The following is an 11,358-nucleotide window of genomic DNA, read 5'->3' as shown; positions in this document are numbered from 1 at the left end:
TCCACGCATAACACTCCAGCTGCTCCCGCCTAAAAGCGGGATTGTTGCACGACTGGGGTGGTCAGTTTTGGACGCTGTTCCACCCCGTCAGCTGGTCACTTTTGCACGCTGTTTTACAGATAAAGCCGCGCTTCAGGCCGTTGCCCCGCCGCATCTGTGGCTGGCCTTCCTCTTGGCCGTCTGGACGGGCCAGCGGCAAGGCGACCTGTTGCGCCTGACGTGGACGGCCTACAACGGCACGCACATTCGATTGAAGCAAAGCAAGGGCGGGCGGCGAGTCCACGTTCCCGTTGCGGGCGAACTGAAGACCGCTCTGGACAACGCTGCCAAGACCAAGACCGCCGTGACAATCTTGACCACGACAAACGGCACGTCTTGGACTTCGGACGGCTTCCGCACGTCATGGGGCAAGATCGTGGCTAAGGCCAAAGTGACCGGGCTGACCTTCCATGATCTTCGCGAAACTGCCGTGACGCGCTTTGCTCTTGGCGGATGCAGCGAAGCCGAGATTGCCACCTTCACCGGACATAGCCTGAAAGACGTGGCGGCTATCCTTGACGCCCACTATCTGAGCCGTGATCCACGCATGGCAGAATCGGCACTTTTGAAGAGGGAGACGCACGAAGCCGGAACAAAAGTTCCCAACTAAGCCCCCAACTGCCCGAAACCGTTCCGGTTGGAACATGGTCTAAGTAGTTGAAAAGGCTTGGCAGGAGTTGGGGGACTCGAACCCACGACCCTCGGTTTTGGAGACCGATGCTCTACCAACTGAGCTAAACTCCTAAGGCCTGCGCTGGGGGTTACGGCAGCCCCAGCGGGAAATCAAGGGGGGAATCGGGGTTGGCGCGCAGAAAGCGCAAGGCTATGCACGAGGCCAGCCCAAACCCCGGATGCCTGGGATCATTCCCGCCCGGTTTGCCCCGATCTTGTTCGACCTGATCTTGTCGGGGCTGCTGTCTTGCTTCGTCTCGGGCCTGTCGATCTTTCGCACCCAAGCGAGGGTCGATGATTTCGGGCTGCACTCGATGGGCAGTTGCGCGACCGCTTGGGCGTTGGCCTTCCCGACTGGATAAGGCATTGTCCCGATCACCCGCCGCATGGTGGCGCAGTTGGTGAACCGGCTTTAGGCCGCAACCGGGCGATAACACCGCACCACGCCCGAAACCGAATGGCTGATCGTCGTCACCGTCACTGTGCTACCGCTTTGCGTGCTCACTGTGGTCGTCGCAGGCGCAGTCAACGCCAGTCGAATGGTCTGCACCGGGCCGGTGCGCGGCGGGATGTTCTGCTCGATCACCTCAACCATCCCCGAGGAGATCACTCTGATCACCAAGCCTGAATGATGCGGCAAACCGCGGCCTTCGGTGCGGTCGTTCTCGGTGAAACCGCTGCCCGCCGGGCTGGTGGTGTCCACCCGCGTGGTCTGCGTCCAGGCGTAGTTCTGATATTGCACCACATCGCCCGCCTGCAACGCGGTGACATTGATCGCGCTGCCCCAGACATAAGACACGTTCGGGCCAAAATTTGGCGTCTGCGGGATCGAGGATTTGCCCCCTGCCCCGACAATCGACGCCTCAACCAAAGTCCAACATTCCCCATCCCCATACCGCCCTGACTGGCGTTGCGCAAAGGCGAGGGCAGTGGCGGCGGTATAGGGCATGATCTGCTCCGTGGGTTGATGATGAAATGCGCGCGGGTGGGCTGAAAATATGCGGCCCCCGCGGAAAGGCTAACAGCTTTCGGGCGACCTGTCTGCGGCGTTGCGCTTGCGGTGAGGGCGAAGACTATCAGGCTTCAGCAAAGGCCGGACAAAGCAAAACGCGCGAGGTTGCCCCCGCGCGTTTTGGTGCCATGCAGGCTGTTATCAGATCGTGCCCGCCGCCATCTCACTTGCGATGTGATCGGCCTGACGGATCGCCAGCGCCACGATCGTCAGCGTCGGGTTTTCCGCAGCCCCGGTGGTGAACTGGCTGCCGTCCGAGATGAACAGGTTGGCAATGTCATGCGTCTGACCCCATTTGTTGACCACCCCCAGCTTGGGGTCTTCCGACATCCGGTTGGTGCCAAGGTTATGGGTGGATGGATAGGGCGGCGTCGGGAAGGCACGCGTGGCCCCAACCGCCTCATACATCGCCACGCCGCGCTCGTAGGCATGGTTGCGCATGGCAATATCATTCGGGTGATCGGAATAATTCACATTCGGCGCGGGCAGGCCAAACTGATCCTTGGCATCTACCGACAATGTGACGCGGTTGGTTTCTTGCGGCAGATCCTCGCCGACAATCCACAGACCCGCCATGTTTTCGTAGCTGTCGAGACCCGAAGTAAACTCACGCCCCCAAGCGCCCGGATCAAGGAAAGCCGCCATGAACGGCAAACCGAGGCTGAGGGTTTCCAGCTCATACCCGCCGACAAAGCCGCGTTCCGGGGCATGATGCGCCTCGTCCTGCATGATGCCCGCCATCGTCGTGCCACGCCACATCCGCACCGGTTTGTCGAATACGCCGTACACCGAGCCTGTGACGTGCCGCATATAGTTGCGGCCAACCTGATCGGAGGAATTGGCCAGCCCGTTCGGATACTTGTCTGACGCCGAATTCAGCAGCAGCCGTGGGCTTTCAATGGTGTTGCCCGCCACACAGATGATGCGTGCCTTCTGGGTCTGCAACTTGCCGTCTTTGTCATAGTATTCAACCGCTGTGACCTTACCGGCCTCATCATGCAGGATCTTGGCGACATGGCTGCGGTCGCGGACCTCAAGGTTGCCCGTCGCTTCGCCCTCTGGAATATCCGTGTAGGCGGCAGACCATTTCGCACCCCATTTACAGCCCTGAAAGCAGAAGCCGGTTTGCTGGCAAGCCACGCGGTTGCCGGTATCGTCCGACGATTGAATAGCCATCCGCCCGGTATGAACCTTGGTGTAACCAATCGCCAAAGCGCCCTTCTCAAACACTTTGTAGTTGTTGCTGCCGGGCAGGCCGGGGCGGTTGCCGGTGCGGGTCACGCCCAGCTTTTCCTCGGCCTTGTCATACCAAGGCGCCATCTCTGCCCCGTCAATCGGCCAGTCGAGCAGGTTGGCGCCCTCAACCTTGCCATAGTTGGTCAGCGCCTTCCATTCGTGATCCTGAAACCGGATAGAAGCTCCTGCCCAGTGCGTTGTGGTGCCGCCCACCGCCTTGACGATCCATGTCGGCAGGCCCGAGAAATCCTTCGCCACCCGCCAATCGCCGCTGGTGGTGCGGGTATCTGTCCAGGCCAGCTGCCCAAAGCTTGCCCATTCGTCGTTCAGATAATCCTCGGGCAGATAACGCCCGCCCGCCTCCAGCGCCACAACCTTGACGCCCTTTTGCGCCAACTCATTCGCCAGCACCCCGCCGCCTGCACCAGTGCCGATGATGACGACCACGGAATCGTCGTTAAGATCAAATTTCGCTAACATGTGTTCGTCCTCCCCTTACAGCCAAGCGATGTCGTCGAAGCCGCGATTGATGTAGCCACCTTTGCTGAAGGACTCGCCCTCATAGCCAAAGATCGGCCAAATTTCTTTCTGGTTATAAAGCCCGGTCACCAGACCAGCACGAACCTTTTGAAAGAATACGCCTTTTTCAACTGCTTGCAGAACCTTCACCCGGTCCTTCTCCCAGCCAATCGCCAGATACGAGGCATGGCCCTGCGCCACCGCAGCCGCGTTCAATTCGTCAATTCCGGCGGCAACCATGTCTTTGCTGTCAGCCGCATCATAGCCTTTGACCGCAACCGCGTAATATTGATCCGCCACCTTGTCATGCGGATAGATATCGCGCGCCATTTGCAAAAGCGTCGCCATCTGGTCCGGTGTGATCACCGCCACCTCCAGCGCCCAAGCCGCATCTGGGGCCGCGATAAAGCCCGCCCCCGAGACCGCCAGCGCCCATATCGCCACGGAACGCGACAGCAAACTGCGCCGCGTGATGCCCTTTAGGTGTTCTTGTTTCATGTCATCCCTCCCTTGAGTGCGTAATGGCCGCGAACTCCCCCCGCAGCCCTGCGTTAGACTCAGCGCGTCAAAGATACCTCCCGCCGCGCTGCACAACTTCGATCTGATAGCCGTCTGGATCGGCAATAAAGAAGAACCGCGCCACCAGCACATCACCGTTCTTGAAATCCACCAGCTTGCGCGGGGCCAAACCCGCCGCCGTCAACCGCGCATGTTCGGCGTCAAGATCATCGACCGAAACCGCAAGATGTCCGTAGCCGTCGCCCAGATTGTAAGGCTCGGTGCGGTCCTTGTTGACCGTCAGTTCCAATTCAAACCCGCTTTCGGGGTTAGACATATAAACCAATGTGAAGCCCGGAAAATCCAAGCGATCCGCCACCGAAAGCCCAAAGGCCGTCTGGTAGAACGCAACTGCACGGTCTTCGTGCAGCACGCGGATCATCGAATGTATCGCCTTGGCCATAACCTCTCCTCAACCCATCCGGTTTTGGTAAGATTACTGAACCAATTTATGGCTAGGGTAGTAGCCCCCTACTACAGCGCAATTTTATTGCTATTCCGCCGCAAACCTTGGCTGCACATGATCTGGCATCTGATCCAGTTCGCCCAGATGAATGGTGCAGGCGCAACGCAGGAACGAGGTAAAGTTGGGCGCTTCGCCATGCTGTTGCAACACCTCGGAGTGCAGCTTTGACAACAAGGCTGGGGTGGTCAGATTTTGCTTGTCTGCCATAGTATCCAAAATCCGCCAGAACGCCCGCTCCAATCGGATACTGGTCGACTGGCCGTTCAGCCGCAAACGGCGGGTGACGGATTCGTAGCGGGTCGGGCTTTGCCCGGCGAAGATCTGGCACATCAGCTTGTTCTCCTGCGCTTAGGCTAAGTCATAGGCACCCGAGTCGTCAACGTTTCCGACTTCACGATTGTAAAAGGGCCGCACCTTGCGGCACGACCCTTCAGGTAGAGTAACGCGGTTAGGCGTCAATCTTACTTGATGATTTTCGACACCACGCCAGCGCCGACGGTGCGGCCGCCTTCGCGGATGGCGAAGCGCAGTTTTTCTTCCATCGCGATCGGCGCGATCAGGGTCACGTCGAACTTCAGGTTGTCGCCCGGCATCACCATTTCGGTGCCTTCTGGCAGCTCAACCGTCCCGGTCACATCCGTGGTGCGGAAGTAGAATTGCGGGCGGTAGTTGGCGAAGAACGGGGTGTGACGACCGCCTTCTTCCTTGGTCAGAATATAGGCTTCTGCCTCAAACTTGGTGTGCGGGTTGACCGACTTCGGCTTGCACAACACTTGGCCGCGCTCAACACCTTCGCGGTCGATGCCGCGCAGCAGGATGCCGACGTTATCGCCTGCTTCACCACGATCCAAGAGCTTGCGGAACATCTCGACGCCGGTACAAACCGACTTCTTGGTGTCACGAATGCCAACGATTTCAACTTCGTCGCCGACGTTGATCACGCCGCGCTCGATCCGGCCGGTGACAACCGTGCCACGACCCGAGATCGAGAACACGTCCTCGATCGGCATCAGGAACGGCAGATCGACCATCCGGGTCGGGGTCGGGATGTAGCTGTCAACCGCAGCCATCAGCGCGCGGATCGAGCTTTCGCCGATTTCCGGGCGCAGGCCAATCATCGCCTGGTGGGCCGAGCCCTTGATGATCGGAATGTCATCGCCGGGGTAGTCGTACGAGCTGAACAACTCGCGCAGTTCCATCTCGACCAGTTCGACCAGTTCTTCGTCGTCAACCAGGTCGATCTTGTTCATGTAGCACACCATGTAGGGAATACCCACCTGGCGACCCAACAGGATGTGTTCACGGGTTTGCGGCATCGGGCCATCAGAAGCAGCGCAAACCAGGATCGCGCCGTCCATCTGCGCAGCCCCGGTGATCATGTTTTTCACATAATCGGCGTGGCCGGGGCAGTCAACGTGGGCGTAGTGGCGGGCTTCGGTCTCATATTCGACGTGAGCGGTCGAAATCGTGATGCCGCGCGCACGCTCTTCCGGCGCGCCGTCGATTTGGTCGTAGGCGCGGAATTCACCAAAATATTTGGTGATCGCTGCCGTCAAAGTGGTCTTGCCGTGGTCAACGTGGCCAATCGTGCCGATGTTGACGTGCGGTTTGTTCCGTTCAAACTTTGCCTTTGCCATGGTCGGGGCACCCTATCTTTCGCGGGCCCATCAGCAGGCCCAATCTACACGGGCGGGCAATTAACCGTCTGGCAGGGGAAAATCAAGGGGCCGAGCACGCGGCGCGCCGATATCGGGGCGTGACTTTGCACAAAACCTTAACGTGCGAGTTTGACGCGTCCGGCTTTGATGGCGGGGCTGTCGGCGGCAACGATGGCGTTGTTGCGCGGCGACAGGCGCACCAGCACGTTCTGCGCAAAGCCCGCAATCGTCTCACGATAGTCGTTCTGGGCGCTCGGAGCCGCCGCCGCCCCAATCGGCCCGCCGACACGGACGCGTTGCGAAGTGGCGAAAACCTTGGTCGGAGCCACAATCTGCCGACCCGTCGCCGCATCGGTCACGGTCAGCGTGCCCTTCACATAGCTCGCCCCGCCCAGCATCATTTCCTGCATCCGCGACATCAGCCGCACCTCTGTCAGCGTCACCCTTACATCGGCATTGCCCTGCGGGATCGGCAGCAACTTGCGCGCCAAGGCCTGCGCCAGATCGGCATTGATCTGCGCGGGCGGCACATCAAACGCCATCTTGCGCCCGGCCACGCCAGCGATCGCGGCGGTATCGACCGTGACATTGCGCACGACAAGATTGGCCGCCGCCTGATCCTCCAGCATATGCGGCGCAGTACAGCCCAGCAGGGCCAAAACACTCAGCAGGGCAACAGCGCGGCGCATGGTTATGGCGTTCCTGTTTTGGGAACGGTTTTGCTTGGAACGGGCAGGATAAGCAGGGGTTTAACGGAGGTCGGTTTAGCGGGGGTCGGTTTAACGGGGGTCGGTTTTGCAGGCGCAGGCTTGGCAGGCGCAGGTTTAACAGGGCTCGCTGGTGCCGCCACCGCGGGGGGTGTCACCACCGGAGTCACCACTGCGGGCGTCGTGACCGCAGGCTTTGCCACTGCGGGCGTCGCCGCAGCCTTGCCCTTCGGCGGCAGACCAAACCATTCAGGGTTATCCAGCAGCCATTTCTCGACCGATTTTGCGGCGTTATAGGACAGAATCTCCATCTGCTTTTTCTTGTTCTGCGTCACACCCGAGCCGATGACGGTTTCCGGCGACATATGCTCAAAGATGGTCAGTTGCTTGCCCTCGGGGTTCAGCTTTTTGCGCGCGGCGTCGTCCCAGATATTGGCGGTCACCACCAGCACCGATTTGGGTTTCAGCACCAAGGGCACGCCCGGAGGCGCCAAAGCATAGCCGTCGATGGAAATCCCGATGTTGTAAAGCTTGTCGCCGTCATAGCGGCCAAAGCGGTCATCCACCGCCTTCTTGATCGCCGATTCCCAGTCTTCTTTGCTGGCCTCGCGCGAGATCGGCACTTTCTGCACGTTATCGGCGACGGCAATATTCAGACCAAGGCGGAAATCCCCCAACGGCACCGGCGGTTCTTTCAGATCATTGGTCTGGCAGGCCGCCAGAGCACTCAGACCCAGCCCAAAAGCAAGCAAACGAAGCACACGCATGAACGATTCCCTTTGGGGCAGATGGCATTGCTTTTTGGGATAGCGGGGCTTGGCCTTCAAAGCAACCTAGAGCACGCGGGCGGCACCCCCGACCCGCACGCCGCAGCCCTTTCGGCCCGTCACAGTGACGTGAAGCAGTGAGGGCGCGGCCATATCCTCACCCTGCCTGATGGTGAAGCTGCCCGGCCCCCGACCCAGATCGACCAACAGGCCGCCCAAAGCCGCAGCCGCCGCTCCGGTCGCAGGGTCTTCCACCACGCCCCCCACCGCGAAAGCGTTGCGGGCAACAAATGTGTCGGCATCCTCTCGGTACAGCAGGCTGATCGTGGTCAGATCCTCGCGCTGCATCAGGTCAAGCACCGGTGCAAAGTCGTAGTGCATGGCGGCAAGCGTAGCGCGGCTGTGCAGCGCCAGCACGGCATGGGTGGCCCCGGCATGGGCCAGATGCGGCTTCAAGTCAGGGTCGAGCTCGGCCTCTGTCAGCCCAAAATGCCGCATCAGGTCGGCCTGCAACGCCAAGGGCATTGGCTTGGACCATGTCGGCGGTGAGGTCAGCACCGCCTGCCAGCCCGCATCGGTCAGTTCCGCCTCCACCGAAATCCGCGCCTGTGACAGTTGCAGATCATAGCGGCCTGCGCCAAAACGCCGCCCCAAGGCACAGCCCAGCGCGATGGTTGCATGGCCGCAAAACGGCACCTCAGATTGCGGCGCGAAATAGCGCACCTGCCACAGATCGCCTTCGCGCGCGGCGAATACGGTTTCAGAATAGCCGACCTCGCGCGCCACCCGCTGCATCTCGGCGCGGGAGGGCAAGGCATCGCCAACCACCACCCCCGCCGGGTTTCCGCCCTGATCGCCCAAAGCAAAGGCTGCAATCCGTTCTATCTGCATCACGTTCTCAATTTATGCCCAAAGCGAGCCGATCCAGCCCTACCCCACGCCACCCCGGACTTGATCCGGGGCCTCTCGCCAACCGGCCATGTCGAGGCCCCGGATCAAGTCCGGGGCGGCGTGGGTCGTAAGGCCATTGGCACCGGCGACATTCTGCCAGATGCCCTCGGCCCAGACAAATTCCGATTTGTGGGCCCAGCTATCATGCGCCCGAATGTCCCCTTTGCCGCAAGCCACCCCCGGCCTATCTTCAGCAAAAAGGAGACCATCATGTCCCAACCCGCCGCCCATCCCGTCCGCGTCCCGCTGCACAGCACGCCGCTTGGTATCCTGGGCTCGCTGAAAGCTGCGCGGCAGAATGTGCTGCTGCTGATCCCCGAAGCCGCCACCCATGCGCCGATCCTGTCCGGCACCACAGGCAAGCGCTGGCATATGGTGATGGAGCCAGAGGCGCTGCGCCACATCCTGCGCGACCGGGTGAATGATTACCCCAAATCGCTCGTCACCAAACTGATCCTCGGCCCCGCCATCGGCGAAAGCCTGTTCGTGGCGGAAGGCGAGCATTGGATGTGGCAGCGCCGCGCCGCTGCCCCGGTGTTCACCCACCGCAACGTCGCCTCCCTCGCCCCGGTGATGACCCATGCTGCCGAACGTTCCGCCGCCCGTATCGCCGCGCAGCTTGGCAGGGGTGCCGATATGTTCGCCGAAATGGTGACAGCGACGTTTGAGGTGATTTCTGACGTCACCTTCTCGGGCGGGGCAGGCTTTGACCGCGCTTCGGTCCACAAAGCCATTGAAACCTACATCGGCCAGACCGCCAAAATCTCATTGCTGGATATCCTCGGTGCTCCGGCATGGGTGCCGCGCCCCGGTCGGATGGTGGCAAGCAGCGGCATCCGCGATATGAAGCGCGTCGCCGACCAAGCCATCGACCAACGCCGCAGCGATGGCGCAAAACCGACGCCTGACCTGCTCGATCTGCTGCTCAAAGCCGAAGACCCCACCAGCCAGCGCCAAATGTCCACGGCGGAACTGCGCGACAATCTGCTGACCTTCATCGTCGCAGGCCATGAAACCACCGCCCTGACGCTATCCTGGGCACTTTACCTCTGCGCCTTCGCCCCCGAAATCCAAGCCGAAGCCCGCGCCGAGGCGCAATCCGTATTGGTTGACCGCCCGGCAACTGTGGCCGATATTCCAAACCTCCCCCTTACCCGCCGCATCGTCGATGAGGCTTTGCGGATGTATCCCCCCGCCGCCTTCCTGTCGCGCACCGCCCAGACCGATGACACCCTGCTGGGCCGCGAGGTTCGCCGCGGCGACACCGTGATCCTGCCGATCTACGCCCTGCATCGCCACCATGCGCTTTGGAAAGACCCCGACGCTTTCAACCCCGGCCGCTTCGCCGATCCCCGCGCGATAGATCGCTTCGCCTACCTGCCGTTCGGCGACGGCCCGCGCATCTGCATCGGTGCCTCTTTCGCCCTGCAAGAGGCGGTGATCATCCTCGCCACCCTGCTCGCCCGCTTCAAGTTCAGCCGCATCCCCGGACGCGACCCCAAGCCCGTGATGATCCTGACCCTGCGCCCCGAAGGCGGCGTCTGGCTACACATCGACCCCGCTTGAAGCTTGCCAAACCCAATCCCCACCGCAATAGTTTCCGCGAACCCCAGCCTTCCCAAACCGCGCCGGAGCCTAGCGATGAAAGCCCTGATCCTGACCGCCCTGCTCGCCACCCCGGCAATGGCCCAAGAAACCACCCTCACCCTGCACATCAGTTTTGATGCCGCCTCCGCCACCAAACTGCAAGAATCGGGCGAAATGGTCATCGTCTCCAGCTATTTCTGGGGCGATCCCGCGACGGGAAACGTGCTGCCCGTCAACGAAATGGGCCAACTATACCTTGGTGCGGAACAAGCCACGGTCTGGCCGAACGAGCAAACCATTTCCATCGGTCACAGCCTTGCAGGCGGCCCCATCGGCAACGTTGAAACCCCGATGGTCAATGTGAACGTCTATTCGGCCCGCATCACCAGCCCAGACAACCTGCTCGATTGCGGCATCGTCGATGGCCCCACCGATGTGCTTTCAAAATCCACCCAAGAGATCACCTGCAAACTGATCGGAAACTGACATGCAACCCGAAGCCATGGCCCTGCACATGGGCTTGGACCTGCCCGACTTCGGCAAAATCGGCTACTACGGTGCCGATTACGGCACCATGAAGCCCTATCACCGTGTAGGATCGCTGCTGTTCCTGTCCGGTCATGTCGCCCAAATCGGCACCCAAATCACCCATAAAGGCCGCCTCGGGCAAAACCTGACCACCGAACAAGGCTACGCCGCCGCCCGCCAAACCGGGCTGAACGTGCTGGGCGGCATCCGGCAAGCGATAGGGTCGCTCGACAAAGTCAAATCCATCGTCCGCACCCTGAATTTCGTGGTCTGCACGCCCGAATACGAGGATGTCCACAAAGTTTCCTCCGGCATGTCCGACCTGTTCGTCGAGGTGTTTGGTCGCGATATCGGCCTCGGCGGTCGCGCCACCATTGGCATCATGGCGCTGGCGAATGGCGTGTGTTTCGAGACTTGGGCCACCGTGGAAATCGCAGACTAGCCGCCAGATTTGATCTGAAACGCCAGATAGATCACATTGGCTGCAAAGCACCATGACGAGAATATCCGAAACAGGATGCGCACCCAAGTCTGTTGGCTCGCCTCTAGAGCAAGTCGCCGTTCATATGATTCAGGCTTCCCATCTTGGACGGTTTCTGATTCCCTGATCTTTCCAGATATAGGGGATCGAGATGGGCAAATCACATCCTATGGAGCT

At 60.6% G+C, this 11,358-nt stretch carries 14 protein-coding genes and 1 tRNA gene; 5 read left to right on the top strand and 10 right to left on the bottom strand.

Features of this window, described 5'->3' with window-relative positions; translation table 11 throughout:
• A partial coding sequence (locus ACP7AP_RS23200; protein WP_426038160.1) for a tyrosine-type recombinase/integrase occupies positions 1-649 on the top strand: 649 nt, incomplete at its 5' end.
• 58 nt (positions 650-707) lie between these two features.
• Here the strand turns inward: ACP7AP_RS23200 and ACP7AP_RS23195 are convergent.
• Positions 708-783: transfer RNA gene (locus ACP7AP_RS23195), tRNA-Trp, on the bottom strand.
• 107 nt (positions 784-890) lie between these two features.
• Here ACP7AP_RS23195 and ACP7AP_RS23190 point away from each other — a divergent pair.
• Positions 891-1,073, top strand: coding sequence for a DUF2798 domain-containing protein (locus tag ACP7AP_RS23190; RefSeq protein WP_426038158.1), 183 nt, complete (start codon positions 891-893; stop codon positions 1,071-1,073).
• A 50-nt stretch (positions 1,074-1,123) separates the two neighbouring features.
• Here ACP7AP_RS23190 and ACP7AP_RS23185 read toward each other — a convergent pair whose 3' ends face one another.
• The 9 genes from ACP7AP_RS23185 to ACP7AP_RS23145 form a co-directional block, all read right to left on the bottom strand.
• Positions 1,124-1,660 (bottom strand): hypothetical protein, encoded by a 537-nt coding sequence (locus tag ACP7AP_RS23185; protein ID WP_426038156.1) that lies wholly within the window; start codon positions 1,658-1,660, stop codon positions 1,124-1,126.
• Between the two features lie 204 nt (positions 1,661-1,864).
• A complete protein-coding gene (locus ACP7AP_RS23180) occupies positions 1,865-3,439 on the bottom strand; it encodes a GMC family oxidoreductase (RefSeq protein WP_426038154.1) in 1,575 nt (524 codons plus the stop codon).
• 15 nt (positions 3,440-3,454) lie between these two features.
• Positions 3,455-3,976 (bottom strand): Twin-arginine translocation pathway signal, encoded by a 522-nt coding sequence (locus ACP7AP_RS23175; protein WP_426038153.1) that lies wholly within the window; start codon positions 3,974-3,976, stop codon positions 3,455-3,457.
• A 67-nt stretch (positions 3,977-4,043) separates the two neighbouring features.
• Positions 4,044-4,439, bottom strand: coding sequence for a VOC family protein (locus ACP7AP_RS23170; protein WP_426038151.1), 396 nt, complete (start codon positions 4,437-4,439; stop codon positions 4,044-4,046).
• Positions 4,440-4,529: 90 nt separating this feature from the next.
• Positions 4,530-4,832: a ribbon-helix-helix domain-containing protein gene (locus ACP7AP_RS23165; RefSeq protein ID WP_426038149.1), complete on the bottom strand. Its 303-nt coding sequence runs from the start codon at positions 4,830-4,832 to the stop codon at positions 4,530-4,532.
• A 131-nt stretch (positions 4,833-4,963) separates the two neighbouring features.
• The gene (tuf, locus tag ACP7AP_RS23160) at positions 4,964-6,139 is read right to left on the bottom strand and encodes an elongation factor Tu (RefSeq protein ID WP_305346545.1); all 1,176 of its coding nucleotides are present in this window, start codon (positions 6,137-6,139) and stop codon (positions 4,964-4,966) included.
• Positions 6,140-6,276: 137 nt separating this feature from the next.
• Entirely contained in the window at positions 6,277-6,849 is a 573-nt protein-coding gene (locus ACP7AP_RS23155) for a hypothetical protein (RefSeq protein ID WP_426038147.1), read from the bottom strand.
• A gap of 2 nt (positions 6,850-6,851) precedes the next feature.
• Positions 6,852-7,634 (bottom strand): hypothetical protein, encoded by a 783-nt coding sequence (locus ACP7AP_RS23150; RefSeq protein ID WP_426038145.1) that lies wholly within the window; start codon positions 7,632-7,634, stop codon positions 6,852-6,854.
• Between the two features lie 66 nt (positions 7,635-7,700).
• Positions 7,701-8,525 (bottom strand): PhzF family phenazine biosynthesis protein, encoded by an 825-nt coding sequence (locus ACP7AP_RS23145; RefSeq protein ID WP_426038143.1) that lies wholly within the window; start codon positions 8,523-8,525, stop codon positions 7,701-7,703.
• Positions 8,526-8,795: 270 nt separating this feature from the next.
• Between ACP7AP_RS23145 and ACP7AP_RS23140 the strand changes: the two genes are divergently transcribed.
• The 3 genes from ACP7AP_RS23140 (at position 8,796) to ACP7AP_RS23130 (ending at position 11,142) form a co-directional block, all read left to right on the top strand.
• Positions 8,796-10,151 (top strand): cytochrome P450, encoded by a 1,356-nt coding sequence (locus ACP7AP_RS23140; protein ID WP_426038141.1) that lies wholly within the window; start codon positions 8,796-8,798, stop codon positions 10,149-10,151.
• A gap of 75 nt (positions 10,152-10,226) precedes the next feature.
• Positions 10,227-10,658: a hypothetical protein gene (locus tag ACP7AP_RS23135; RefSeq protein ID WP_426038139.1), complete on the top strand. Its 432-nt coding sequence runs from the start codon at positions 10,227-10,229 to the stop codon at positions 10,656-10,658.
• A 1-nt stretch (position 10,659) separates the two neighbouring features.
• Positions 10,660-11,142, top strand: a complete 483-nt coding sequence (locus ACP7AP_RS23130) for a RidA family protein (protein WP_426038137.1) — start codon at positions 10,660-10,662, stop codon at positions 11,140-11,142.
• The last annotated feature ends 216 nt before the right edge of the window (positions 11,143-11,358 follow it).

The sequence above is a fragment of the Cypionkella sp. TWP1-2-1b2 genome (assembly GCF_049896245.1).
Taxonomy (GTDB): domain Bacteria; phylum Pseudomonadota; class Alphaproteobacteria; order Rhodobacterales; family Rhodobacteraceae; genus Cypionkella.
Note: the sequence above shows the minus strand (reverse complement) of the source record. Positions and strands in the feature narration are given on the sequence as shown.